The organism is Candidatus Pelagibacter sp. PS_16 (assembly GCF_059417965.1).
In genome coordinates this window covers 1,253,695-1,278,209 of sequence record NZ_CM182074.1, presented here as the reverse complement: position 1 = coordinate 1,278,209, position 24,515 = coordinate 1,253,695, and the positions used below count along the sequence as shown (strand labels likewise).

The 24,515-nt window shown below is 28.2% G+C and carries 27 protein-coding genes and 1 pseudogene; 15 read left to right on the top strand and 13 right to left on the bottom strand.

Going from position 1 to position 24,515, the window contains the following annotated elements:
• Nucleotides 1-2: 2 nt before the first annotated feature.
• Nucleotides 3-467 carry a hypothetical protein gene (locus AC5SL0_RS06760; protein WP_494618214.1) on the top strand — a complete coding sequence of 155 codons (465 nt, stop codon included), beginning with the start codon at nt 3-5 and terminating at the stop codon, nt 465-467.
• Nucleotides 464-1,459, top strand: coding sequence for a DNA polymerase III subunit delta (holA, locus tag AC5SL0_RS06755; protein WP_494618212.1), 996 nt, complete (start codon nt 464-466; stop codon nt 1,457-1,459). Before AC5SL0_RS06760 ends, holA begins: the two co-directional genes overlap by 4 nt.
• Here holA and AC5SL0_RS06750 read toward each other — a convergent pair.
• The 5 genes and pseudogenes from AC5SL0_RS06750 to mnmE form a co-directional block, all read right to left on the bottom strand.
• A complete protein-coding gene (locus AC5SL0_RS06750; RefSeq protein ID WP_494618210.1) occupies nt 1,449-2,297 on the bottom strand; it encodes a ParB/RepB/Spo0J family partition protein in 849 nt (282 codons plus the stop codon). The genes holA and AC5SL0_RS06750 overlap by 11 nt on opposite strands.
• Nucleotides 2,297-3,091, bottom strand: a complete 795-nt coding sequence (locus tag AC5SL0_RS06745; RefSeq protein WP_494618208.1) for a ParA family protein — start codon at nt 3,089-3,091, stop codon at nt 2,297-2,299. The genes AC5SL0_RS06750 and AC5SL0_RS06745 overlap by 1 nt, the downstream gene beginning before the upstream one ends.
• Nucleotides 3,073-3,749: pseudogene (locus tag AC5SL0_RS06740) on the bottom strand (16S rRNA (guanine(527)-N(7))-methyltransferase RsmG). Before AC5SL0_RS06740 ends, AC5SL0_RS06745 begins: the two are co-directional and overlap by 19 nt.
• A complete protein-coding gene (gene mnmG / locus AC5SL0_RS06735) occupies nt 3,749-5,620 on the bottom strand; it encodes a tRNA uridine-5-carboxymethylaminomethyl(34) synthesis enzyme MnmG (RefSeq protein WP_494618206.1) in 1,872 nt (623 codons plus the stop codon). Before mnmG ends, AC5SL0_RS06740 begins: the two are co-directional and overlap by 1 nt.
• Before the next feature lie 165 nt (nt 5,621-5,785).
• Nucleotides 5,786-7,117 (bottom strand): tRNA uridine-5-carboxymethylaminomethyl(34) synthesis GTPase MnmE, encoded by a 1,332-nt coding sequence (gene mnmE, locus AC5SL0_RS06730; RefSeq protein ID WP_494618204.1) that lies wholly within the window; start codon nt 7,115-7,117, stop codon nt 5,786-5,788.
• 55 nt (nt 7,118-7,172) lie between these two features.
• Between mnmE and AC5SL0_RS06725 the strand changes: the two genes are divergently transcribed.
• Nucleotides 7,173-9,131: an O-linked N-acetylglucosamine transferase, SPINDLY family protein gene (locus AC5SL0_RS06725; RefSeq protein WP_494618202.1), complete on the top strand. Its 1,959-nt coding sequence runs from the start codon at nt 7,173-7,175 to the stop codon at nt 9,129-9,131.
• A gap of 36 nt (nt 9,132-9,167) precedes the next feature.
• Here AC5SL0_RS06725 and rho read toward each other — a convergent pair whose 3' ends face one another.
• From rho to hemE, 4 genes are all read right to left on the bottom strand, one after another.
• Nucleotides 9,168-10,436 carry a transcription termination factor Rho gene (rho, locus tag AC5SL0_RS06720; RefSeq protein WP_494618200.1) on the bottom strand — a complete coding sequence of 423 codons (1,269 nt, stop codon included), beginning with the start codon at nt 10,434-10,436 and terminating at the stop codon, nt 9,168-9,170.
• A gap of 66 nt (nt 10,437-10,502) precedes the next feature.
• A complete protein-coding gene (gene hemJ, locus AC5SL0_RS06715; RefSeq protein ID WP_494618198.1) occupies nt 10,503-10,937 on the bottom strand; it encodes a protoporphyrinogen oxidase HemJ in 435 nt (144 codons plus the stop codon).
• Nucleotides 10,930-11,964: a ferrochelatase gene (hemH, locus tag AC5SL0_RS06710; RefSeq protein WP_494618196.1), complete on the bottom strand. Its 1,035-nt coding sequence runs from the start codon at nt 11,962-11,964 to the stop codon at nt 10,930-10,932. Before hemH ends, hemJ begins: the two co-directional genes overlap by 8 nt.
• Entirely contained in the window at nt 11,965-12,966 is a 1,002-nt protein-coding gene (hemE, locus tag AC5SL0_RS06705; protein WP_494618194.1) for a uroporphyrinogen decarboxylase, read from the bottom strand.
• Between the two features lie 284 nt (nt 12,967-13,250).
• Here hemE and AC5SL0_RS06700 point away from each other — a divergent pair, with 284 nt between their 5' ends.
• From AC5SL0_RS06700 to dnaQ, 5 genes are read left to right on the top strand one after another with little or no spacing between them, the layout of a single operon-like run.
• Entirely contained in the window at nt 13,251-14,075 is an 825-nt protein-coding gene (locus AC5SL0_RS06700) for a pyruvate, water dikinase regulatory protein (protein WP_494618192.1), read from the top strand.
• On the top strand, nt 14,068-14,655 hold the full coding sequence (locus AC5SL0_RS06695) for a Maf family protein (RefSeq protein ID WP_494618190.1): 588 nt from the start codon (nt 14,068-14,070) through the stop codon (nt 14,653-14,655). The genes AC5SL0_RS06700 and AC5SL0_RS06695 overlap by 8 nt, the downstream gene beginning before the upstream one ends.
• A complete protein-coding gene (gene aroE / locus AC5SL0_RS06690) occupies nt 14,652-15,449 on the top strand; it encodes a shikimate dehydrogenase (RefSeq protein WP_494618189.1) in 798 nt (265 codons plus the stop codon). Before AC5SL0_RS06695 ends, aroE begins: the two co-directional genes overlap by 4 nt.
• Nucleotides 15,446-16,015 (top strand): dephospho-CoA kinase, encoded by a 570-nt coding sequence (coaE, locus tag AC5SL0_RS06685; protein WP_494618187.1) that lies wholly within the window; start codon nt 15,446-15,448, stop codon nt 16,013-16,015. Before aroE ends, coaE begins: the two co-directional genes overlap by 4 nt.
• Before the next feature lies 1 nt (nt 16,016).
• Nucleotides 16,017-16,688: a DNA polymerase III subunit epsilon gene (gene dnaQ, locus AC5SL0_RS06680; RefSeq protein ID WP_494618185.1), complete on the top strand. Its 672-nt coding sequence runs from the start codon at nt 16,017-16,019 to the stop codon at nt 16,686-16,688.
• Here dnaQ and AC5SL0_RS06675 read toward each other — a convergent pair.
• Together AC5SL0_RS06675 and AC5SL0_RS06670 are read right to left on the bottom strand one after the other, a co-directional pair.
• Nucleotides 16,681-17,103 (bottom strand): protein-export chaperone SecB, encoded by a 423-nt coding sequence (locus AC5SL0_RS06675; RefSeq protein WP_494618184.1) that lies wholly within the window; start codon nt 17,101-17,103, stop codon nt 16,681-16,683. The genes dnaQ and AC5SL0_RS06675 overlap by 8 nt on opposite strands.
• Nucleotides 17,087-17,509 (bottom strand): FxsA family protein, encoded by a 423-nt coding sequence (locus AC5SL0_RS06670; RefSeq protein WP_494618182.1) that lies wholly within the window; start codon nt 17,507-17,509, stop codon nt 17,087-17,089. Before AC5SL0_RS06670 ends, AC5SL0_RS06675 begins: the two co-directional genes overlap by 17 nt.
• Before the next feature lie 58 nt (nt 17,510-17,567).
• Here AC5SL0_RS06670 and AC5SL0_RS06665 point away from each other — a divergent pair, with 58 nt between their 5' ends.
• From AC5SL0_RS06665 to AC5SL0_RS06655, 3 genes are all read left to right on the top strand, one after another.
• Nucleotides 17,568-18,161 (top strand): Tim44/TimA family putative adaptor protein, encoded by a 594-nt coding sequence (locus AC5SL0_RS06665; protein ID WP_494618181.1) that lies wholly within the window; start codon nt 17,568-17,570, stop codon nt 18,159-18,161.
• Nucleotides 18,162-18,680: a Smr/MutS family protein gene (locus AC5SL0_RS06660; RefSeq protein ID WP_494618179.1), complete on the top strand. Its 519-nt coding sequence runs from the start codon at nt 18,162-18,164 to the stop codon at nt 18,678-18,680. It begins immediately after the preceding gene.
• A 310-nt stretch (nt 18,681-18,990) separates the two neighbouring features.
• Entirely contained in the window at nt 18,991-19,845 is an 855-nt protein-coding gene (locus tag AC5SL0_RS06655; RefSeq protein ID WP_494618178.1) for a sulfotransferase domain-containing protein, read from the top strand.
• Between the two features lie 3 nt (nt 19,846-19,848).
• On the opposite strand, the gene hslU is transcribed toward AC5SL0_RS06655, so the two are convergent.
• Both hslU and hslV read right to left on the bottom strand, forming a co-directional pair.
• On the bottom strand, nt 19,849-21,216 hold the full coding sequence (hslU, locus tag AC5SL0_RS06650; RefSeq protein ID WP_494618177.1) for an ATP-dependent protease ATPase subunit HslU: 1,368 nt from the start codon (nt 21,214-21,216) through the stop codon (nt 19,849-19,851).
• Complete coding sequence (hslV, locus tag AC5SL0_RS06645; RefSeq protein WP_006997574.1) at nt 21,216-21,731, bottom strand: ATP-dependent protease subunit HslV; 516 nt, start codon at nt 21,729-21,731, stop codon at nt 21,216-21,218. The genes hslU and hslV overlap by 1 nt, the downstream gene beginning before the upstream one ends.
• A gap of 91 nt (nt 21,732-21,822) precedes the next feature.
• Here hslV and hisB point away from each other — a divergent pair, with 91 nt between their 5' ends.
• From hisB to hisF, 4 genes are read left to right on the top strand one after another with little or no spacing between them, the layout of a single operon-like run.
• Nucleotides 21,823-22,413 carry an imidazoleglycerol-phosphate dehydratase HisB gene (hisB, locus tag AC5SL0_RS06640; RefSeq protein WP_018413686.1) on the top strand — a complete coding sequence of 197 codons (591 nt, stop codon included), beginning with the start codon at nt 21,823-21,825 and terminating at the stop codon, nt 22,411-22,413.
• A 5-nt stretch (nt 22,414-22,418) separates the two neighbouring features.
• A complete protein-coding gene (gene hisH, locus AC5SL0_RS06635) occupies nt 22,419-23,045 on the top strand; it encodes an imidazole glycerol phosphate synthase subunit HisH (protein WP_494618175.1) in 627 nt (208 codons plus the stop codon).
• Between the two features lie 2 nt (nt 23,046-23,047).
• Nucleotides 23,048-23,767 (top strand): 1-(5-phosphoribosyl)-5-[(5-phosphoribosylamino)methylideneamino]imidazole-4-carboxamide isomerase, encoded by a 720-nt coding sequence (hisA, locus tag AC5SL0_RS06630; protein ID WP_494618173.1) that lies wholly within the window; start codon nt 23,048-23,050, stop codon nt 23,765-23,767.
• Nucleotides 23,760-24,515 (top strand): imidazole glycerol phosphate synthase subunit HisF, encoded by a 756-nt coding sequence (gene hisF, locus AC5SL0_RS06625; protein ID WP_494618172.1) that lies wholly within the window; start codon nt 23,760-23,762, stop codon nt 24,513-24,515. Before hisA ends, hisF begins: the two co-directional genes overlap by 8 nt.

The following is a 24,515-nucleotide window of genomic DNA, read 5'->3' as shown; positions in this document are numbered from 1 at the left end:
ATATGCTTCAAAAAAAAATTATATTTCTTCTTTTATTGTTACTATCATCTTGTGGGTATGAAGCAATATACTCCAAAAAAAATTCAGTAAATTATGATTTTACAGTGAGTGATTTAAGCTTTGTCGGAGATAAAACAATTAACCTAAAGATCAAAGAAAAACTGAATAACTATGCTCAGGATAAAAAAGAGAAAGATTTTATACTAAGAATTTCTAGCACTTCAGAAAAAATAATTTTGTCAAAAAATACTGCCGGTGATGCCACATCCTTTAAAAATTCAATTTCTATTAATGTAGAAGTTTTGATGAATAATAAATTTAAAAGCAATTTTATAATTTTGGAAAGTTTTAATTACAATAATACTTCTAATAAATTTGAATTGAGACAGCATGAAAAAGATATTAAAAATAATTTGGCTGAAGCAGCTTCTGATAAATTAATTTTTAAACTATCTAATATTCAATGATACTAAAGTCGTTTGAATTAAACAAAATAAAACTAAATAATTATAAATTTTATCTATTCTATGGTGATAATGAAGGTCTAAAAGAAGAGAATATTAAAAATTTATTTGAAAAAAACTATCAAGATAAAATTCATAGATATGAAGAAAAAGAGATACTAGATGATATTAATATCTTTTTTAATAGCGTTCTTACTAAATCCTTTTTTGATAATGAAAAACTCATAATTATTAATAGAGCTACAGATAAAATTAAAACAATCATAGAAGAGTTGATGGGAAAAAACCCTGAAGATATACAAATTATCTTAAATTCAAAAAATTTAGAAAAAAAATCTACTTTACGAAAACTATTCGAAAAAGAAAAATCAATTGTATGCATCCCATTTTATGAAGATAATAATCAAACTTTAAATTCAATTATTAGTCTTTTTTTTAGAAATAAAAAAATCCCAATATCTCAGCAATTAATTAATGTCTTAGTAGAAAGAAGTAGGGGTGATAGAAAAAATCTGAATAACGAATTAGAAAAGATTGAAAATTTTTCATTAAATAAAAAAAATTTGAACATTCTAGAAATAATTAAGTTAACTAACCTTGCAGACAATTATAGCGCCTCGGAACTCGTGGATCACTCACTTGCTAAAAATACTAGGAAAACTGTCACTATTTTAGGTGAAAATAACTATTCAGACGAAGATAATATCATAATTATTAGAACATTATTAGCTAAACTAAAAAGACTAGTTAAAATTCATGAATTGGTTGATGAAAAAAACAATATTGATCAAGCAATTTCTGCTTGTAAACCACCAATTTTTTGGAAAGACAAACCTCTTGTTGCTCAGCAAATAAGGTCTTGGAAAAAAGATGGATTAGAGCAGTTAATTTATAAAACTAATGAAATTGAACTTTTAGCTAAAAAAAACTCAGTGCTTGCTAAAAATATATTGGCAGATTTTATAATTAATAATTCAAAAAAAACTAATAATTAGATTTAATAATCTCAATTATTTTATTCAACTGATCTAAATCTTTATATTCTAATAATAAAGATCCTGAATTATTTTTTTTATTTTTAATTAAAACATTGAGACCAATTTTTTCTCTAATTGAGTTCTCTAAGACTTGTAAGTTAATATCCTTAGATGCTTTAAGAGAGTGCTTTTTAGTTTTAAATATTTTAACAAAATTTTCTGACTGTCTAACCGAGAGATTTTTTTCAATTATTTTATTTGCAACAAACTCTGCATTATCCAGACCTACTAAAATTTTTGCATGTCCTGCTGATAGTTTTTGAGTTTCAATTAACTTTAAAACTGCTTGTGGAAGGTTAAGTAATCTCAAACAATTAGCAATATGGCTTCTACTTTTTCCAATAAATTGGGCTACTTTTTCTTGATCATATGAAAACTCTTCAATAAGACGCTGATAACCTTGCGCCTCTTCTATTGCATTTAAATCATTTCTTTGAACATTCTCAATAATTGCAAATTCTAAAGATTTTAAATCATCTATGTTCGTTATAACCACTGGAACTTCGTGTAGTCCTGCTTTTTGTGCTGACAACCACCTTCTCTCACCTGCAATTATCTCATACTTTGAGTTATCTTCACTAAATTTTCTGACCATAATTGGCTGAATAATGCCTCTTTCTTTTATTGAGTTAGTTAAATCTTGTAAACTTTCCTCATCAAATGTTTTTCTTGGTTGAAATTTATTACTTACGAGATCAGATATCGAAACTGTATTGACATTTATTTCTGCTTTTGTTTCACCTATTAAAGATGACAAACCTCTACCTAGGCCTTTTTTTATTTTATTTGCATCCATTATGCGGCGCTCCCTATTTTTTGTTCTTGATTAATAAACTCATCTGTAAAGTTAAAATATGATTTACTACCAGGACAAGATTTATCATACATTAAAACTGGCATGCCATGAGATGGTGCCTCAGACAGTCTAACATTTCTTGGGATCACTGTTAGATAAACTTTTTCATTAAAATAGTCTCTTGCTTCTTTTTCAACTTGTGTGGATAGCTTATTTCTTTTATCAAACATTGTTAAAAGTATGCCTCTAATTTTTAATTCAGGATTTAAATTAACTTTTATCCGTTCTATGGTTTTCATTAGCTGGGTTAAACCCTCTAAAGCAAAAAATTCGGTCTGCAGTGGAACTAATAGTGAGTGAGAAGACACAAGAGCCATAACCGTAAGCAAGCTTAGTGATGGCGGACAGTCTATAAGCACATAATCATAGGTTGCTCTAGAATCATTTAAATAAGCGGTTAATTCGCGTTTTAAAATAAATGCTCTCATGCTATCATCAGCTGTCTCAACCTCAAGTCCAGATAAATCTACATTCGAAGTGATAATATCCAAATTTTTAATCTCAGTTTTTCTAATCACATCAGATATGACTCTTGTTCCATTCAGCACACCATAAATAGTATCCGTCGAGCCTTCCAAATTGGAAAGGCCAAGACCCGTAGTAGCGTTTCCTTGTGGATCTAGATCAATAACCAAAACTTTTTTCTCTTGTTGTGCTAAACCTGCTGCAAGATTAATTACTGTTGTTGTTTTTCCAACTCCACCCTTTTGATTTATTACAGAAATAATTTGCATTTAGTTTTATAATTGTTTTTAATTTTTTTTTTTATATTTTTTATATTTAATAAAAATGAATCTTCGCTCGTAATACTTTTTTTTTTTCAAAATCAAAATCCCAATTCATTAAAGTTTCTTCTAAAACTTTTTCTCCGTTTTTTCCCATGAATACAATTAAATTTTTATAACTGTTAAAATTTTTATAAACTAAATCTAAAATTATTGGTAAAGGTTTAAAGGCTCTTGCCATTATTGTACCCGAGTCTAAATTTTCTGCTTCAAAAATATTTTCTTGCATAACTTCAGTATTTAATTTTAAATCTCTAGATACTTTTCTTAAAAAAGAACTTTTATGGTGACTTTTTTCATACAAGTGAACTTTAATCGAATTTTTCTGATTTTTAATCATAATTGATATAATTATACCTGGCATACCACCACCTGAACCTAAATCTGTTATTCTACTACTATTTAAATCAACAAATTCAATAATTTGCGCTGAATCAATTATATGACGTGCTCTAATAACTTCATTTTTCGCTGTTTCTTTACTTATTATATTAATTTTATCATTTCCATGCTGTAGCATGGATATAAATAGCTCAAACTCAATTAATGTTTCACGTGGAACATTTTGATCTTTTAGCAGTGAATATTTTTTAAAAATTTCTTCCATTAAGCTAATAGCTTAATAGACTTTCTTTTTACATGTGACAACAAAATATATACGGCAGCTGGAGTTATTCCATCAATTCTCAGTGCCTGTCCCATAGTTTTTGGTTTTATTTTTTTAAATTTGGCTTTTACCTCATTTGATAGTCCAGAAAGATCATCATAATTAACTTTTTCAGGTATAACTAAATTTTCGTCTCTTTTAAATGCTAGTATATCTGCTTTTTGTTTTTTAAGATAGCCTCTGTAATGAGCATTTATTTCAATTTGCTCATCTATTTTTTTATCAAAATAAGGAATTTCAGGCCAAATTTCTCTAATTTTTTTCATATCAACACCTTTTTGAGTTAATATTTCATTAGATTTCCTTAAAATGCCATCTTTTGCAATTTTAATATCAAAGTTCTTTATTTTTGTTGGAGATATTGATGATTCAGACATTATTTTAGATATTATTCCTAATTTATGTTCTTTATCTTTAAAAATATTCTCTCTTTCTTTTGATATTAATCCAATTTTAATTCCTTTATTTGTTAACCTTTGGTCTGCATTATCTGCTCTCAAACTTAGTCTATATTCTGCCCTTGATGTGAACATTCTATAAGGCTCTGCAACACCTTTTGTTACCAAATCATCTATCATAACTCCTATATATGCATCTGATCTATCCAAAATAAATGGCTCTTCTTTTTTAAAAGATAACGCAGCATTAATTCCTGCGATTAATCCCTGGGCCGCAGCTTCTTCATATCCTGTTGTTCCATTTATTTGACCAGCAAGGTATAAATTTTGAATTTTCTTAGTTTCAAGAGTTAAAAATAGTTCTCTTGGGTCGATATAGTCATATTCTATGGCATAACCGGGTCTAATTATCTTTACATTTTCTAAACCACTGATATTGTTACATATTTCTTGTTGAACATCCTCAGGTAGTGAAGTAGATATTCCATTTGGGTATATTGTGTGGTCATTTAACCCCTCAGGCTCTAAATATATCTGATGACGGTCCTTATCTGCAAACTTTACTATCTTATCTTCTATTGAAGGGCAATATCTTGGACCAACCCCCTGTATGCTTCCTGAGTACATGGCACTTCTTTTTAGATTTTTTTGAATTATATTATGAACCTTTTCATTTGTATATGTCATCCGACATGAAACTTGTTTGTTTAAATTTTTTTTAGTTAAGAAAGAAAAAAAATAAGGATCCTCATCTGCAAACTGTTCTTCTAAATTATCATACTTAATTGTTCTAGCATCAAGCCTGGGTGGTGTTCCTGTCTTAAGTCTTCCTATTTTGAAATCATATTTTTCAAGTTGTTCGCTTAATCCTGTTGAAGGCTTCTCATCAAACCTTCCAGCTGGTGTTCTTTCATCACCAATATGAATCAAACCATTCAAAAATGTGCCCGTTGTTAAGATTAACTTACCACATAAAATTTTTTTACCTGACTTTGTTTCAAAACCACTTATAGAGTTTTTATTAAAAATAAATTTTATCACTGGATCAGAAAAAATGCTTAAATTACAATAGTTTATCAATTTTTCTTGCATATATTTACGGTATAATGATCTATCTGATTGCGTTCTAGGCCCCTGTACCGCTGGCCCTCTACTTCTATTTAATAATCTAAATTGTATACCTGATTTATCTGCAACATCTCCCATCACACCGTCTAAAGCATCTATCTCTCTAACAAGATGACCTTTGCCAAGACCACCTATCGCTGGGTTACAAGACATCTCTCCTATAGTCTCAATTTTGTGTGTAAATAGGGCAGTGTTAATTCCAAGACGAGCAGACGCTGCAGCAGCTTCACAGCCAGCATGTCCTCCTCCAATAACTACTACCTCAAATGATAAATCATTTTTCATAAGTTAAATTTATAACTGATATAAATATTTACAAGCAGACAGTATTTTTTTAATAAATATTTCTTAAGTTAATTAAGGCTACGTTTTTATGATTAAAATTGAAGAATTAGTTATGGTTATCTACTAAAATAGAGAAAATAGGCTAAAAAACCCCTTAAATGTTGATTATTTGCCAATGCAAAAATCATTGAAAATACTACCTAATATCTCTTCGACATCTACTTTTCCAACAATCATTCCTAAATGTCGTGTTGCTAAACGAAGATCTTCTGCAGCTTTATCAAAGTCTTCAGCTTCATTTTTTTCTTCAAAGTTTTTCAAATAATTTAAACTTTGTTCAAGATGTTGCCTGTGTCTTGCACGGGTAATTAAAATATCTTCACTTGTGATAAATTTATTTTTTAATTTATCTTTAATTTTTAAAATTAAATCTTCTACGTTGAGATTGTTTTTTACTGAAATTAAAACATGTTCATAATTTTTTATTTCAGAGTTTAAATCTTCTTTTAAAAGATCAGATTTATTGACTACAAGAATTGCATTTTCATCCATCAATTCCTTCAAAACTCCTTTAAAATCAATACTTTTAGCGTCTATAACGATCAACTTTAAGTCTGCATTTTCTGCTTTATCAAGTGCTAATTTTATTCCTTTTTTTTCTATTTCATTTTTAGAGTCTCTAATTCCTGCAGTGTCAGAAACTACAACTGGAAAACCATCAATATTTAAGTGTGTCTCGATTACATCTCTTGTTGTTCCAGCTATTTCTGAAACGATTGCTGCATCTCGATTAGAGAGGTGATTGAGTAAACTAGATTTTCCAGCATTGGTTGGTCCTATGATTGCAATCTTAAAACCTTCTCTAATTCTTTCACCAGCTTTCTGATCATCTAAAATTTTTTTTATATTTAAAATTACTTCATTAGAAATTTTTTTTATATTTTTCAAAATATCTTCAGGCAGGTCTTCATCTGGAAAATCTATTTTTGCTTCAACGTGAGATAAAATTTTTAAAAGTTTTTCTCTTAAACTATTAAATTTATCTGCAGATTTTCCATTCATAATTTTTATTGCTTGTTGTCTTTGAATTTCAGTTTCTGCCGAAATTAAATCTGCAATACTTTCTGCTTTCAGCAAATTTATTTTTCCATTTTGAAATGCAAGTTTTGTAAACTCACCGGGATCAGCTAAACGACAATTTTCAATTTTTGAAATAGAGTGGTGCAGGGCGTCAATTACTGCTTTGCTACCATGTATATGAAATTCAGCCATATCCTCGCCTGTGTAGCTCTCAGGGCCAGGAAACCATAATATTATACCCTCATCAATAAGCTCTGAAGTGTTGATTTTATTGATTTTTCTGACAGTTGCTACTCTTGGTTTTGGTAATTTTTTGCTAGTTAGCAATTCTATAGTTCTTCTAGTTTCTTTGCCCGAAATTCTAATAACAGCAATTCCAGAAATTCCAGGACCAGTAGATAAAGCATAAATTGTCATTTAATAAAATATATCTACTATATCTTAAATTTAACATCTTTTTAAAATTTTATTTATGAATAATTATGAAGAAAAATTTAACATAGCGAAACAACTTCATTCGTCTGGAAAAATTAAAGAATCACAAAAAATATATCTTGATCTAGTGAAAATTTATAAAAATAATTATATATTATTTTATTTGATAGGTACTACATTTTTGCAGCTTAAAAAGTTTGATGAGGCCATTAACCATTTTGATACCTCAATAAAACTAAATTCAAATTTTCCAGAAGCATACAATAATCTTGGTATTGCTTTGGCTGAAAAAGAAAAATATTCAAAAGCTTTGGTAAATTACAATAAAGCAATTAAACTTAAAGATGACTATATTGATGCTCATATAAATAGAGGAATATCTTTAAGTAAGTTAGAAAAGTTTAATGATGCAGTTAACGACTTTAATTTTGTTATTAGAACTCAACCTCTAAACCCAAAAGCACATAACAATCTGGGAAATGTTTTTAAAAAATTAAAAAATTATGATGAGGCTATAAATTCTTATAACAAAGCTATAAATATCAATCAAAACTACTTCGAGGCAATAAGTAATAAAGCGTACATTTTAAATCTTCAAAAAAAATATGAAAATTCCTTAATAGAATTAAATAAAATCTATAATGAAAATCCTGAATTTCATAATTTGCTTGAAAATATTATTGAAAACAAAATGTCTATATTTGATTGGGAAGATTTGGATAATTTAACAAAATTAATTAAAAAAAAAATTTTAGATAATAAAATTTTTATAGATCCATTATTTATTTACTATCTATTTGACAATCCAGAATTACAAAAAAAAAACTCAAATAATTTTATAAATGATAAATTTAAAAATTATTCTAAAATTATTTTAAAAAGAAATAAAACTAAAAATAATAAAATTAAAGTAGGTTATTTCTCAGGAGATTTTTATGATCACCCTGTACTACATACCATGAGAAATATTTTTAAAAATCATAATAAATCTATTTTTGAAATTTATGCATTTTCCCACACACCAAGTGAAAAAAAAAATATTTGGAAAGATTCAGTGGTTGGATATTTTACAAAATTTTATGAAATTAGTGATATGTCTGATGAGAATATACTTAGACTGGTTGATAGAGAAAAAATTGACATAGCTGTAAACCTAAGTGGTTTAACAAAATACTCACGTACAAGTATATTTTATAATAGAGTTGCACCAATACAAATTAACTACTTGGGTTATCCTGGAACTATGGGACTAAAATCTATAGATTATATTATTGCTGATAGCACAGTTATACCAAAAATTGACCAAAAGCACTATTTAGAAAAAGTATCCTATTTACCTACATGTTATATTCCAAATTCTAACAATTTATTTTTAAAAAAATCAAAAAAACAATTTTCCAGATCAGAATTAAATTTACCTAAAAAAGAAATTGTATTTTGTGCTTTTCATAATCCTCACAAGATTAATCCTGAAATTTTTGATGTATGGATAAAAATTTTAAAAAGAACTAAAAAAAGTGTGCTTTGGATTAAATCAAATAATGAAACAGCAAAAAAAAACTTGAAGCATCAAGCAAAAAAAAGAGGTTTGAATCCAGAAAGAATAATCTTTGCAGACCATATTAACAATATAAGTGATCATGTTGAAAGACTAAAATTAGCAGATATATTTCTTGATACTTATCCATACAATTCACACTCGACTATTTATGATTATTTAAAAGCACACTTACCAATGATAATAAGGAAGGGCGCATCTTTTCCCTCAAGAGTTGGAGCCAGTGTTTATTCTTCTATTGATTTAAAAGAACTTGTTGCAACAAATAATTTAGATTACGAAAATATTGCTGTAAATTTAGCTAACAATAAGTCAAAATTAGTTAAATTAAAAAATAAAATTCAAACTCAAATAAAAGATAGCTACTTATTCAACAGTGAAAGATTCACTGAAAATTTGGAAAAGTCATATTTGGAAATTTTTAATAAAAAAACCTAAATTAACTTATTTATTATCTAAATCAAACATTAGAACTTAGGCTGGTTTGTTCATTGAACTAAAGAAATCTGAATTACTTTTTGTTTCTTTAAGTTTTGAATTGATAAATTCAATAGCATCCATTGTTCCCATAGGACTGATAATTCTTCTTAGTACATTCATTTTTGAAAGGTCATCTTTATCAAACAATAATTCTTCTCTTCTTGTTCCAGACTTAGTTATATCAATTGCTGGATAAATTCTTCTTTCGGCAATTTTTCTATCCAAAACTGTTTCACTATTTCCGGTTCCTTTAAATTCTTCAAAAATTACTTCGTCCATTCTTGATCCAGTATCAATCAATGCTGTTGAGATGATTGTTAAAGATCCACCTTCTTCAATATTTCTTGCAGCACCAAAAAATCTTTTTGGTCTTTGAAGAGCATTCGCGTCAACTCCACCTGTTAATACTTTACCAGAACTTGGAATTACTGCATTATAAGCTCTACCCAACCTTGTGATCGAATCTAATAAAATTACTACATCTTTTTTATGCTCGGTTAATCGTTTTGCTTTTTCAATTACCATTTCTGCAACAGCTACGTGTCTTGATGCAGGCTCATCAAAAGTAGAACTGATAACCTCACCCTTAACTGTTCTTTTCATATCCGTTACTTCTTCTGGTCTTTCATCAATCAATAAAACCATCAAGTAACTTTCTGGATAGTTTTTTGCAATTGAATTTGCAATACTTTGTAAAATCATTGTCTTACCTGCCTTGGGAGGAGATATAATTATTGATCTTTGGCCCTTTCCAATTGGACTTACAAGATCGATTAATCTTGGAGTTAAATCTGGTTTTTTTTCAATCTTGGTTGTCTCAACTTCCATCACCATTTGTTTGTTTGGGTAGAGTGGAGTTAAATTGTCAAACGCAATTTTGTGACGAGCTTTTTCTGGTTCTTCAAAATTTATTTTTTCTACTTGTAATAATGCAAAATATCTTTCTCCCTCTTTGGGCGCTCTAACAGGACCCTCAACTGTGTCTCCTGTTCTTAAACCAAATTTTCTAATCTGACTTGGGCTAACATAGATGTCATCTGGTCCAGCTAAATAATTTGATTCCATTGCCCTCAAAAAACCAAATCCATCTTGTAATAATTGTAAAACTCCAGCTCCAGTTATCTCTTCTTTTTCTGCAACCTTTTTTAATATAGCAAATAAAATTTCTTGTTTTCTAAGCGTGCTAGCATTTTCAATCCCAAGCTTTTCTGCTTGGGCTATTAACTGTTCAGACGATTTTAGTTTGAGTTCTTGAATATTCATGTTGAGGGATTGTGATTAAGGTTGTTAGATAATTTGAATATATATACTCTAACGAGTATTTCAAGTCTAGATCGGTTTAAATATAACAATAAAAACAACCAAAATAAGCAATATTGTTGGCACTTCATTAATTATTCTAAAAAATTTAGAGCATTTAGTATTTTGATCTAGTTTAAAATCATTGAGTAATTTACCTAAATAGAAATGATAAATTGTCAACAAAGTTATTAATATTAATTTTAGTTTTAACCAAAGTGTTAAAATAACCTCAAGGCCAACAACAGAGATTAATATTAATCCAAAGATCCAAGATAAAATCATTGCTGGCATCATGATGAAATAAAATAATTTTCTTTCCATTGTTTTAAATATTGAGGATGAAATTTTATGATCAATATTTTCAACATGATAAACAAAAATTCTTGGAAGATACAAAAGGCCAGCCATCCAAGAAATTACGGCGATCAAATGGAGACTTTTAAATAAAAGATAACTATTCATAATTTAAACAAGGACACTTTTTGAAATTTGAAGGACACTGAATTTTCGGAGGATAAAGATTTTCACTAAACTTATATTCATTTTTTTTTATTATCAACTCCGACATTGCTTTAATAAAATCCTCATTAGTGCCAAGAGCCGGAACACGTGTATAATTTTTACATCCATTAGTTTCTGCTATCTCCTTATATTCTATATCTAGTTCAACCAATGTTTCTGAGTGTTCAGAAACAAATGCGATAGGGACCAAAACAATGTGCTTACCAAATTTAGAATTTTCAATAATTATATCTTCTGTGGATGGTCCTATCCATTTCAGTGGACCAACTCTACTTTGATAACTTAATATCCAATCTAAGTTTTCAATGTTCAAATTCTCAACTATTTTTTTAACAGATTGTTCTACTTGCCATTGATATGGATCTCCCTTTTTAATATTTTTTTCTGGCAGGCCATGAGCAGAAAATATTAGTTTAAAGTTTTTAAGATTCTTAATTTTTTTTACTATTTCTTTTGTGTGTGCGTTGATAAAATTTTGATCTGTTGGATAACAGCAAATTGTGCTTGTTTTAACTTTGTAGTTATTTTTTTTACAGACATCTTTCCATTCTTTAATTGAAGACCCGGAAGTTGCGGCAGAATATTGTGGATAAAGGGGCATTAAAATAACTTCTTTGGGATTAAATAATTGAACATCTTTGATCACATCATTTGCTCTAGGGTTCCAACACCTCATTACAATAAAACATTTATATTCGCTATCGGTTTCAGTTTGGTTTAGTTTTATTTCAAGTGCTTCTGATTGTTCTTTGGTTAATTTTAGTATCGGTGAGGAACCACCAAGCTCTTCATAGATCTTTTTAGCAACGGGTGCTCTTCTGTTAGATATTAGTTTTGCCAAAGGGTATCTTAATATAGTTGGTAAATTTAAAATTGCAGGGTCATTAAATAAGTTAAATAAAAACGGCTCTACATTTTCAATTTTATCAGGACCACCAAGGTTAAATAAAATTACTGCTTTTTTCATTTAATAATCTTTCACTGTTTTAACCAAATACTCTACCATATCTGGATTGGTTTCAGGCAACACCCCATGACCCAAATTAAATATATAGGGATGATCTTTAAAGGTGTTTAAATACTTCAAAGTCTCTTTTTTCAAATTTTCTTTATCCGTTAATAAAACTTTAGGATCAAGACCTCCTTGAACTGGTATTTTTATTTCTCTACATATTGAAACAGGATCAACATCATAGTCAATATTAACTGCATCAGGTTTAACAATATCACAATAATTTTTATAATTTTTTATTCCTCTTGGAAAACAAATTACAGGAATATTTAATGATTTAATATAATTCACTAAATTTAGTGTTGGCACATATACATAGTTTGGTAGGTCTTTTTCTTCTAAGAGACCAGCCCAACTGTCAAAAATTTGAATTACTGTAGCACCATTTTTAATTTGTTGGTCAATATGTAATTTCAAAAATTTTTCTAAAATTATTAAAATTCTATTTATTAAAAATTCATCTTTAAAAAAATCTTTTACTAATTCTTTTTTTGGGGAATGTTTATTAATCATATAAACTAACAGTGTCCATGGTGCACCCACAAATCCTATTAAATTTTTATTTTTTATTAAATTGTCTTCACTAACTTTTTTGATTGATTTATAAACTGGATATAATTTTTCTATAAAATCAATTTCATCAATCTTAGATATTTTTTTTAAATCTAATGAACCCAGTTTTGGACCAAAATTTTTTTTAAATTTTACCTCTTGGTTTAATCCATATGGAATCATTAAAATATCTGAAAAAATTATAGCAGCATCTAGATCGAATCTTTTAAGAGGTTGTAAGGTTATTTCTGAAGATAGGTTTTCATTTAAACATAAATTTATAAAATCTGGATTTAATTTTCTAATTTCCCTAAACTCTGGTAAATATCTACCTGCTTGTCTCATTAACCATATTGGAGAATTATTAGTTTTTTTGTTTATTATGGTTTCTTGGATGGGTGTCATAATAATAAGTAGATATTTAATTATAGTATTAGTTATATAGTATGTGAATAATGGTAATTAATTGTTTTTCAGTTTTTATACACGATTTATCAACAATTAATAATTTATAGAACTGTTATATAATCTTAAATTTACGGGTTTATTTAATATTGTTAGATAAAATGTATATTAATGCTTCACATGTTTATTAATGTTTATAAAAATGGGTTTTTACAAAGAAAAATAACAAACAAGATTATTTTAAAGAATGATAAAAATAATACTTAATTATCAACATTTTATTCATGAGTAATACATATCAAATATACCTTATTTCTGACTCTACAGGTGAGACACTAGATAGAGTTTTTCTAGCGATTAAAGCTCAATTTAAAAACATAGAGTATGATGTTAAATCTTATTTTTTTACTAGAACAGAAAATCAAGCTACTAAAATAATTGATGAAGCAACAAAAAATGATAATGCAATAATTTTATATACGATTGTTGACACTTCACTTGCAAAATTTTTAGCAAACAAGGGAAATGAAAAGAAAATTCCATGCTTTAGTGTTTTGGGAAATTTAATAATGAATTTTTCTAAACTTTTAAATCAAAAAGCATCCCACGTTCCAAGCGGGCAACATGCTTTAAACGAGGAGTATTATGAAAGAATAGAGGCAATCCAGTTTACCATGGCTCATGATGACGGAAACCTTGTTGAAGATGTAGATAAAGCAGATTTGATATTATTGGGGGTAAGCAGAACAAGCAAAACACCAACTTCAATTTATCTTGCTAACAGAGGTTATAGAACTTTAAATATTCCTTTAGTAAATGAGCAATCAATACCAGAAAGCTTAAAAAAGAATCCTAATCTCTCTTGTGTAGTTGGTTTAACAACTGAACCTCAGCGATTAGTTGATATTAGAAAAAATAGGATGAATGCACTTAAAGAAAAAGAAAACACAAATTATACAAATATCAATAAGATAGAAAAAGAAATTAATGAAGCTAAGAAAACATTTATCAAATACAAATGGCCAACAATTGATGTTACTAGAAAATCAGTTGAAGAAACTGCAGCATCAATAATTAAAATATATGAAATAAAAAAAAATAATGGTTAAAGAAATAATACTTGCATCAAAAAGTGGTGTGAGAAAAAAGATTTTAGAGGCAAATAACATTAAGTGTAAAACAGAACCATCCAATGTGGATGAGGATAGTGTTAAAGAAAGTTTACAAAAAGAAAAGGCAACTCCAACAATTATTTCAAAAAAGTTAGCAGAATTAAAAGCTAATAAAATTAGCCAAAAATTTATAGAAGAAATAGTTCTTGGAGCAGATAGTGTAATAGATTTAGAAGGTGAAATAATATCAAAGCCAAACGATAGAGTAGAGGCCCTAGGAATACTTAAAAAGATGAATGGAAAAACTCATCAATTGATAAGTTCAGTTTGTATATCAAGGGGTGGATCGATGATATGGAATTACACTGATAAAGCCTCATTAACCATGAAAAATATGACTTTTTTAGAATTAGAGAACTACCTGAAAAAAATTTCTGATAAGGATCTCTATGCTTATAATGTTTATCAAATTGAAGGAGAAGGAAGAAATTTATTTTCAAAGATAGAAGGAGATGAAGATACAATCATGGGCCTTCCAGTTAAAAAAATTAAAGAATATTTTAAAATTATAAAATGAAAAAAAATTTTTTAGTTATAGGAAATCCAATTGATCATAGCTTGTCACCAAAACTACATAATTATTGGATCAAAAAATATAAAATTAATGCAGTTTATGAAAAAAAACTTTTAAATAATAATGAGATAGATGATTTAATTTTTAATATTAGGGAAGAAAAAACTCATGGGTTAAACGTAACAGTCCCTTTTAAAAAGATGATTATACCTTTTTTAGATGAGCTAAGTGAAGAAGCAGAAATTTCTCAATCGGTAAACACAATTTATAAAAGAGATAATAAAATTATAGGTGATAATACTGATATTGAAGGCTTTAAACTTAGTTTAGAAAAAATAGAGCAAAAGATTAAAAATAAAAAAGCTCTAATACTTGGGGCGGGTGGGGTTGTTCCTTCAATTATTATTGCGCTTAAAAAAATGCAAATTGAAAAAATTTATTTAAGTAATCGAACAGAATTAAAGGCAATAGAGTTGAAGAAAAATTTTCCAGAAATTGAAATAATTAAATGGGGAGAAATTTTAGATTTTGATATAATCATAAACGCAACAAGCATTGGATTAAAAGAAGAAGATGAAATTAATATTAATTATCAACAAATAAGCAAAGATAAATTTTTTTATGATGTAATTTATAATCCACCAGAAACAAACTTTTTAAAAAATGCAAAAAAATATGGTGGAATAACAAAAAATGGTAAAATGATGTTTATTTATCAAGCTCAAAAAGCCTTTTTTATCTGGCATAAAGTTGTTCCAGAAGTAGACAATGAAACAATTAATCTTTTAGATGTATGATTAAAATTGCAGTTGTAGGAGATATTGGTTCTGGAAAAAGTCATATTGCTAAACTTTTTGGTTATCCAGTTTTTAATGCAGATCAAGAAGTAGCAAACATATATAAAAAAAACAAAAATTGTTTTCGAAAATTAAAAAAAAATTTACCTAAATATTTTTCAGTATTTCCAGCAAACAAAATACAAATTATAAAAGCAATAGAGGGCAGTAAAAAAAATTTAAAAAAAATTACTAAAATTATTCATCCAGAAGTTAGAAAGAAATTAACTGTTTTTTTAAAAAAAAATAAAAAAAGAAAAGCTATAATTTTAGACATTCCTCTTTTATTAGAAAATAAATTAAATAAAAAAAGTGATATAATAGTTTTTGTTCAGTCAAAAAAAAGTGAGATTATAAAAAGACTCAAAAAAAGAGATAATTTTAATTTAAATTTATATAATCAATTTAAAAAAATACAGTTACCACTAAGTTATAAAAAGAAAAAAGCCAATCATGTTATTAAAAATAATTTTACTAATAAGCTTGTTAAGAAAAGTGTAAAAAAAATACTAAAAGAAATTATATAAAATGAAAGAAGTCATACTAGACACTGAAACGACAGGACTATCTGTTAGAGATGGACATAGAATTGTAGAAATTGGATGCATCGAGTTAGAAAATTTGATACCAACTAAAAATAGATTTCACTGCTATCTTAATCCTGAAAGAAAAGTTTCTGAAAAAGCCCTAGAAGTTCATGGTTATACAGATGAATTTTTATCTACCCATAAAAAGTTTGGAGATATAGTTGATGAGTTTTTGGGTTTTATAGAAAATAAGAGACTTGTAATACACAATGCTGAATTTGACCTATCTCACTTAAACAACGAATTATCATTGCTAGGTAAGCCAAAATTAAATAGTGAAAATGTTGTGGATACACTTGCTTTAGCCAGGGATAAATTTCCAGGCTCTCCAATAAGTCTTGATGCGTTGTGCAAAAGATACAGAATAGATAACTCAAAAAGAACACAACATACTGCTCTTATTGACTGTGATCTATTAGCTAAAGTTTATATTAATCTTCTTGATCAAAAAGAACCAACTTTAAATTTTAAAAATGAAGATAATGAAAAAATAATAATAAACTCCAATGACACAAATCAGTATTATAAAAAAGTAGTTAAACCATCAGAAACAGAACTTAAACTTCATAAAGAATATTTAAAAAATAGTTTAAAGAAGAATTTTTTTAATTAGCTCTTTGTTTGTATAATTCAGTAAAATCAATTTTTTTTTCAAATTTTATTCCAGGATAACCTGACTCAGTTAATAAGTTTAAAAATATTCTCTCTAAGTCAGGATAAATTTTATTAGGCACATCACATAGAATAATTTTTTCCATTTCTTTTTTATCAGAAACCTTTTCATCTACTTTAACTATAGATGTATAAGTTATCTCAAAATGTGCTTTTTTTAAAACTTCAGGCTGATCTGAAAATTTTAAGATTGTGTTGACTTCAATAATTCCATTTTTCACTGCCTTTGAATTAATATCAATGTTTAATTTGTATTTAGAAATTTTATCTCTTACAAATACGTATGTTGGAGTGTCAGGGGTTTCACTCGACATATCTTTAATAAAACTTCCAATAATTTTATAATTTTCTGTCATTTTCATCCTCTATATCTTCAAATTCACCATTTATAAAATCTTGTTTTTTATTTATGGGCTTTTGTTTAATTGATACTTTTTTAAATATCAATTTTCTTGTTGGTGGAAATATTATTAATAAACCCAACAAGTCTGTAGCAAAACCAGGTAAAATCAAAAGTAATGCTGCAAATGCTAAAGCTGCACCAGAAATAATTTCATAAACTGGCAATTCATTTTTTACCATTTGAGACATCCCGGACTTAAGAGTGTTAAAGCCCTCATATCTGGCGTAGATAACCCCAAAAAAGGCCGTAATAAAGATAAGTAAAATAGTGTTAAAGGCTCCAATTTGAGAACCTAGCTTGATAAACAAATAAATCTCAAGGATTGGAATACCAACTAATAATAATAAAAATGTGTTCATTTGTCCTTAGTCTAAATTGCTAGTTGTAATTAATCAACATAGTAAATATTATTAAATTATGAGTTATAGTTTTGAGTACATAGATATTATTCTTTTAGCAATGATTGCTGGTTTTATTTTTCTTCGTCTAAGAGGAATACTTGGTAAAAAAACTGGTTTCGAAGGGAAAATGCCAACACAATTTGAAAAAGAATTTCAAAAAACAAATATAACTCCAAAACCAATTAGTGAAAATTTTGATGAAGTGTCACAAAAGGAATTTTTAAAAGGTGCAAAAATTGCTTATGAAACAATTATTACAGATTTTAGTGATAGTGATAATAAGCTGATAGCAAGTAAACCGCTTTTAAGTAAAAAAATTTATGGTCAGTTTAAAGAGGCGCTTGAAGATAGAGCTAACAAAGGTCATTTTGCTGAAATAACTTTTATAGGGATTAAGTCAGCTGTAATTAAAACGCATAAAAAAATTGAAGACAATTTAGAAGTTACAGTGGATTTTGTTAGTGAAATTATAACATGCATAAAAGACAAAGATAAAAAGATTGTGTCAGGAGATAGTGAGAAAATCAAAACCGTTTATGACACTTGGGTTTTCTCAAAAAATATTAAATCATCAAATCCAAATTGGTTATTAATTAATACTATTACCTAATTGATTAAGAAGATAACAGACAAAGATAAAGAAGATTGGGAAAACTTCCTAAACAATAAAAAAAAAACTTTTAATAAAAATTCTGTAAAACAAAAAGATATAAATAACCCAGATAAAAACAAACAGGACTGGGAAAATTTTCTAAACACCAAAGGTAAAATTCCCAATAAAGATTTTATTCTTAAAAAAAATATAAGATACGAGAAGATAAAGAAAATAGATTTGCATGGTTACACTATTGAAGAAGCAAATAAGGCCATAGAACAATTTATTCAAAAATGTTTTGATGAAAATGTTACTAAAATAATAGTGATTACAGGTAAAGGACTAAGATCTAAAAATATAGAAAATCCTTATCTCTCAAAAGATTTGAGCATACTAAAATATTCAGTTCCTGAATTTATCGAAAAAAATAAAAGTTTAACCCAATTTATTATTGAAACAACAGATGCTAAAATTGAAGATGGTGGTAGTGGAGCCTTTTATATCTATCTTAAAAATAAAAATAAATTTAAGTAGCCACTTAAGAAATGAATATAATCAAGCGAAAATTAAATATTTTAAAAAAAAGAAAGATTGATAAAAAATAGACAACTTTTTAGTTGTATAAAAGTTGCTGAATTAGTTGAACTTAAATCATGCAACATAACAGATGACCCGGTTCGCCCAGAACTTGATGTAATATTTAGAAAAAGTTACGGAAGAAAAATTTTTGGTATAAAATATAAAAAAGAAATATGAGCAATCATGTGCTTTGGTTTTATCTGGGTTATTTATATCTTTTGGTTTTACACATTAATAAATTTACGATAATAATTTGTTTATACTCATGTTTATTTGGTTAGCATCATATCCCAAAAGTGGAAACACTTTAGTCAGATCATTACTCGCATCTTATTTTTTCTCTAAGGATGGAATTTATAATTTTAGTTTAATAAAAAATATTAAACAATTTCCTAATATTAAATTATTTGAAGATTTGGGCATTGATATAAGAAATGAAAAAGAAGTAATTGCTAATTATGTTAGGGTGCAACAATCATTTAATAAAAGAGAATCTATACAGTTTTTAAAAACTCACAGTTATCTTTTTAATATTGAAAATAATGCTTTTACAGATTTAAATAATACTCTAGGAGTAATTTATATTGTAAGAGATCCTAGAAATGTTGTAACCTCGTTAGCTAATCATAAAGCATTAACAACTGATGATGCAACAGATGTTCTTACTAATTCATGGTGTGTAGAAGGAAATTTAAACAGTTTTAATTACACAGAGAGAACTACACTTTACACTGGTACATGGGCAAGCAATTACAAAAGCTGGCGGTCTTTCAAGTCTCAGGGAAAATATTTACTAATTAAATATGAGGATCTTATACACAAGAAGGAAGAAATATTTTTAAAAATTTTAAAGTTTATACATAGGCTAAACAAAAAAAATTTTGAGTTAGATAAGGTTAAATTTAAAAATGTAATAGATTCAACTTCTTTTGAAAGAATGAAGACTTTAGAAAAGGAAGTTGGATTTAATGAGAGTAAGGTTGATAAAAAGACAGGAAAAAAAATAAATTTTTTTAATTTAGGAGAAAAAAATGATTGGAAAAAAATGATCGCTCCAAACATTAAAGAAAAAATAGAAAATAGTTTTAAAGTAGAGATGAAAGAGTTGGGATATTTATAGCTTTTAGAGAATAAATTTAGATAAATCTGTGTCCTTAACAAGTTCATCTAGATTGTGTTTTACATAATCAGAGTCTATTATTATTTTTTCACCCGCTCTATCTGTTGCTGTAAAACTAATATCATCTAATATTCTTTCGATAATAGTATGAAGTCTTCTAGCACCAATATTTTCTACAGTGTTATTAACTTCTGAAGCCATATTGGCAATCGCATCGATACCATCATCAGAAAATTCTAGCTTAACGTTTTCTGTTTTTAAAAGAGCAACATATTGTTTTATCAAACTATAGTCTGGTTCTTTAAGAATTCTTTTAAAGTCATCACTGGTTAAAGCTTCAAGTTCAACTCTTATTGGAAGTCTACCTTGTAACTCTGGAAGTAAGTCTGAAGGTTTAGCAAGCTGGAAGGCTCCAGATGCAATAAATAAGATATGATCAGTTTTAATTGTACCGTACTTCGTACTTACTGTTGTTCCCTCAATTAAAGGAAGCAAATCCCTCTGTACTCCTTCTCTAGAAACATCCCCACCAGATCTATCCGTTCTTCCTGAAATTTTATCTATTTCATCTAAAAAAACTATCCCATTATTTTCTGTTGAATCTTTTGCTGATTTTATAATTTTATCTTCTTCTATTAGCTTGTCAGCTTCATCATTAATTAAAATTTCATGAGATTCTTTGACAGTCATTTTCTTCTTTTTCTGTTTATTCCCAACAGATTTTCCAATCATCTCGCCAATATTTATCATTCCAATGTTTGCTCCAGGCATTCCAGGAATTTCAAATGCAGCTTGAGAGCCACTATTATTTACTTCAATTTCAATTTCATTGTCATCTAAATCACCATCTCTTAATCTTTTTCTAAAACTTTCTCTAGTAGCAAGGCTTGCTTTATTTCCAACTAGAGCATCCAAAACTTTTTCTTCTGCTAATTTTTGTGCCTTCGTATGAACTTCTTTTCTTTTTTTTACTTTCTCCATTGCAATTGCAATTTCAAGAAGATCTCTTATGATTTGTTCAACATCTCTTCCAACATATCCAACTTCAGTAAATCTTGTAGCCTCCACCTTTACAAAAGGAGCTTCAGCTAACTTAGATAGTCTTCTAGAAATTTCTGTTTTACCAACTCCAGTTGGCCCAATCATTAAAATATTTTTAGGTAAAACTTCATTCTTCATTTCACCCTTTAAAGCTTGTCTTCTCCACCTATTTCTTAAAGCAATAGCCACTGCCTTTTTAGCTTTATTTTGTCCAACAACATATCTGTCTAATTCAGAAACTATTTCTCTAGGTGATAAAGAACTGACTAAAGAGTTATCTTTCTTTTCAGTTTTTTCTTTTGGAAAAGGTGTAACGTTTGTGTCTTCCATTAAATTTTTTCAATTTTAATATTATTATTAGTGAATACACAAATTTCAGATGCAACTTGAATTGCTTTTTTTGCTACTTCTTCAGCGCTTAAATCTGTATCTAATAAAACTTTAGCAGCAGCCAAAGCATAATTTCCACCCGATCCTATACCTATGGCATCACCCTCTGGTTCTAACACATCACCAGTTCCTGAGATTATAAAGCTATTCTCTTTATCGCCAATAGCCATTAAAGCTTCAAGTCTTCTCAAGTATTTGTCTGTTCTCCAGTCTTTTGCTAACTCGACAGCTGCTCTTGGAAGATTACCAGCATGTTTTTCAAGTTTTGCTTCTAGTCTTTCAAACAAAGTTAAAGCATCTGCAGTTGATCCAGCAAATCCAGCTATTACATTTCTTTTTTCAATTTTTCTAACTTTTGCAGCAGTGCTTTTTATAACAGTATTGCCCATACTAACTTGCCCGTCTCCAGCAACCACTACTTCATTGTTTTTTCTAATAAGCACTATTGTAGTCATAGATTATAAATGGATATTAATTTTTATTCTTCAAGTAGTAGATTGCAAATATTGATATAGTTAATTAATCCCTATATACATATTATATATTATGAGCAGAATTGGAAAAGTTTCCAGAAAAACAAAAGAAACCAGTATTAGTGTTGAAGTTAATATTGATGGCAAAGGTCAATATAAAATTGATACTGGAATAGGTTTTTTAGATCATATGCTCGAACAATTATCAAAGCATTCACTGATTGATTTAAAAGTTAAAGCAAAAGGAGATACTCATATAGATCTTCACCACACAACAGAAGATACTGGAATTGCTATAGGTGAGGCTTTAAAAAAAGCATTGAAAGATTTTAAAGGAATTAAGAGATACGCTCATGCAATGATTCCAATGGATGAAACATTAACAAGAGTTGCAATTGATGTTTCAAATAGACCTTATTTAATATGGAAAGTTAAATTAAAAGTAGAAAGACTTGGAGAGATGGACACAGAACTTTTTAAAGAATGGTTTCAAGCTTTCTCTCAATCAGCAGGAATAACTTTGCACATGGAAAATATTTATGGAGATAATAGTCATCATATAATTGAATCTTGTTATAAGGCTCTAGCAAGGTCATTAAGAACAGCTTTAGAAATAGACCCTAGAAATAAGAAGAGCATTCCATCAACTAAAGGCTCATTATAAGTTTAATGAATGTCACAATTGTTGATTATAATTCAGGAAATATCAGCTCTGTAATAAATTCCTTTAAAGAAGTCGCTAAAGATAAAGTTAATATTGAAGTAACATCAGACTTAAACAAGATTAGATCAAGTGACAAGGTAGTTTTACCGGGACAGGGGTCGTTTAAGAGCTGCGTTGATGCATTAAATGCTATAAATGGCCTTGTAGAGACACTAAATGAGTTTACAGTTACTAATAAAAAACCTCTTCTTGGAATTTGTGTTGGTTTACAGATGTTCGCAGATCTTGGTTATGAAGAAACTGAAACAAAAGGACTTGGTTGGATTTCAGGAAAAGTATCAAAAATTGATAATCAAAATAATAAATTTAAACTTCCACACATTGGTTGGAATGAAATTAACATTATCAAAGATAGTAAAATTTTTAAGAACATAGAAAATAAATCACACATGTATTTTGTGCACAGCTACGAATTTATTCCAGATGATAAAAGTGTAATTTCAGCAACAACAGATTATTCATCAAATATTGTATGTTCAGTTGAAAGAGAAAATATCTTTGGAACTCAGTTTCACCCTGAAAAGAGTGATAAATTAGGACTTAAAATTATAGAAAATTTTTTAAATTTATAAATATGAAAATATTTCCAGCTATAGATATTAAGGACAAAAAATGTGTAAGATTAATTAAAGGGGACTTTAATAATAAAACTGAATATGAAATATCACCAGTTGATCAAGCTGGTAAATACAAAGATCATGGCTTTAAAAATTTACACATTGTTGATTTAGATGGCGCCTTAACGGGAGAGACAGTTAACCTGGATATTATTAAAGAAATAGTTCATAAATTTGATTTAAAAATTGAAGTAGGTGGAGGCGTTAGAAGCATTGATAGTATTGAAAAATACATAGATGCAGGAGTTGAAAAAGTTATTTTAGGAAGCGCAGCTATAAAAGATAAAAATTTTTTAAAAGAAGCATGTCAAAAATTTCCAAACAAAATTGCCTTAGGTCTAGATGCTAAAGATGGATATTTGTCAGTCTCAGGATGGAAGGAAAATTCTAATCAATTGACTTTAGATTTTTTAAAAGAAGTAAATGATTATGGTGCAAGCAGATTAATCTATACAGACATAAATAGAGATGGCACTAAACAAAGTCCTAATTTTGAAGAAACAACCAATGTTGCAAATGTATCTAATTGCCCGGTAATTATTTCAGGTGGGGTGTCTTCAATTGATGACATTAAAAAAGCAAAAGGTTTAAAAAATATTGAAGGAATAATAGTTGGTAAAGCTATTTATGATGGTGATATTAAATTGGAAGAATTAGTAAAAGAATTAGATGCTTAAAAATAGAATTATACCCTGTTTAGATGTTAAAAATGGGAGAGTTGTTAAAGGAATTAACTTTGTAGATTTAAAGGATGCTGGTGATCCAGTTGAGCAAGCTAAAATTTATAGTGATGGTGGTGCTGACGAGATTTGTTTTTTAGACATTACTGCTTCCAATGAAAATAGAGACACAATATATGATGTGGTTGAAAGAACGTCTAAAAAATGTTTTGTGCCGTTAACGGTTGGGGGTGGGGTTAGAGGAGTTGAAGATATTAATAAATTATTAAATTGTGGTGCAGATAAAGTTTCAATCAATACTGCGGCAGTTCAAAACCCTGAAATGATAATTGAAAGTTCAAAAAAATTTGGATCACAGTGCATTGTTGTTGCAATAGATGCTAAAAAAAATGGTAATAAATGGGAAGTTTTTACTCATGGTGGAAGAAATAACTCAAATATAGATGCAATAGAATTTGCAAAAAAAATGGAAGATAATGGTGCAGGAGAATTATTAGTTACTTCTATGGATAGAGATGGCACTCAAATTGGTTATGATAATGATTTAATGTTTAAAATATCTTCAACGGTTAACATACCCATAATTGCATCAGGTGGAGTAGGTGACCTGGATCACCTTGTGGATGGTATTAGGCTTGGCAATGCTAGCGCTGTACTAGCAGCTTCAATCTTTCATTACGGAACACATTCAATTAATGAAGCTAAACAATATTTGAATTCAAAAGGAATTCCCGTTAGGATTTAG

Coding starts and splice junctions, on each gene's coding strand:
- AC5SL0_RS06760 (WP_494618214.1), top strand. CDS start 3: ATGCTTCAAAAAAAAATTATATTTCTTCTTTTATTGTTACTATCATCT.
- holA (WP_494618212.1), top strand. CDS start 464: ATGATACTAAAGTCGTTTGAATTAAACAAAATAAAACTAAATAATTAT.
- AC5SL0_RS06750 (WP_494618210.1), bottom strand. CDS start 2,297: ATGGATGCAAATAAAATAAAAAAAGGCCTAGGTAGAGGTTTGTCATCT.
- AC5SL0_RS06745 (WP_494618208.1), bottom strand. CDS start 3,091: ATGCAAATTATTTCTGTAATAAATCAAAAGGGTGGAGTTGGAAAAACA.
- mnmG (WP_494618206.1), bottom strand. CDS start 5,620: ATGAAAAATGATTTATCATTTGAGGTAGTAGTTATTGGAGGAGGACAT.
- mnmE (WP_494618204.1), bottom strand. CDS start 7,117: ATGACAATTTATGCTTTATCTACTGGTCCTGGAATTTCTGGAATTGCT.
- AC5SL0_RS06725 (WP_494618202.1), top strand. CDS start 7,173: ATGAATAATTATGAAGAAAAATTTAACATAGCGAAACAACTTCATTCG.
- rho (WP_494618200.1), bottom strand. CDS start 10,436: ATGAATATTCAAGAACTCAAACTAAAATCGTCTGAACAGTTAATAGCC.
- hemJ (WP_494618198.1), bottom strand. CDS start 10,937: ATGAATAGTTATCTTTTATTTAAAAGTCTCCATTTGATCGCCGTAATT.
- hemH (WP_494618196.1), bottom strand. CDS start 11,964: ATGAAAAAAGCAGTAATTTTATTTAACCTTGGTGGTCCTGATAAAATT.
- hemE (WP_494618194.1), bottom strand. CDS start 12,966: ATGACACCCATCCAAGAAACCATAATAAACAAAAAAACTAATAATTCT.
- AC5SL0_RS06700 (WP_494618192.1), top strand. CDS start 13,251: ATGAGTAATACATATCAAATATACCTTATTTCTGACTCTACAGGTGAG.
- AC5SL0_RS06695 (WP_494618190.1), top strand. CDS start 14,068: ATGGTTAAAGAAATAATACTTGCATCAAAAAGTGGTGTGAGAAAAAAG.
- aroE (WP_494618189.1), top strand. CDS start 14,652: ATGAAAAAAAATTTTTTAGTTATAGGAAATCCAATTGATCATAGCTTG.
- coaE (WP_494618187.1), top strand. CDS start 15,446: ATGATTAAAATTGCAGTTGTAGGAGATATTGGTTCTGGAAAAAGTCAT.
- dnaQ (WP_494618185.1), top strand. CDS start 16,017: ATGAAAGAAGTCATACTAGACACTGAAACGACAGGACTATCTGTTAGA.
- AC5SL0_RS06675 (WP_494618184.1), bottom strand. CDS start 17,103: ATGACAGAAAATTATAAAATTATTGGAAGTTTTATTAAAGATATGTCG.
- AC5SL0_RS06670 (WP_494618182.1), bottom strand. CDS start 17,509: ATGAACACATTTTTATTATTATTAGTTGGTATTCCAATCCTTGAGATT.
- AC5SL0_RS06665 (WP_494618181.1), top strand. CDS start 17,568: ATGAGTTATAGTTTTGAGTACATAGATATTATTCTTTTAGCAATGATT.
- AC5SL0_RS06655 (WP_494618178.1), top strand. CDS start 18,991: ATGTTTATTTGGTTAGCATCATATCCCAAAAGTGGAAACACTTTAGTC.
- hslU (WP_494618177.1), bottom strand. CDS start 21,216: ATGGAAGACACAAACGTTACACCTTTTCCAAAAGAAAAAACTGAAAAG.
- hslV (WP_006997574.1), bottom strand. CDS start 21,731: ATGACTACAATAGTGCTTATTAGAAAAAACAATGAAGTAGTGGTTGCT.
- hisB (WP_018413686.1), top strand. CDS start 21,823: ATGAGCAGAATTGGAAAAGTTTCCAGAAAAACAAAAGAAACCAGTATT.
- hisH (WP_494618175.1), top strand. CDS start 22,419: ATGAATGTCACAATTGTTGATTATAATTCAGGAAATATCAGCTCTGTA.
- hisA (WP_494618173.1), top strand. CDS start 23,048: ATGAAAATATTTCCAGCTATAGATATTAAGGACAAAAAATGTGTAAGA.
- hisF (WP_494618172.1), top strand. CDS start 23,760: ATGCTTAAAAATAGAATTATACCCTGTTTAGATGTTAAAAATGGGAGA.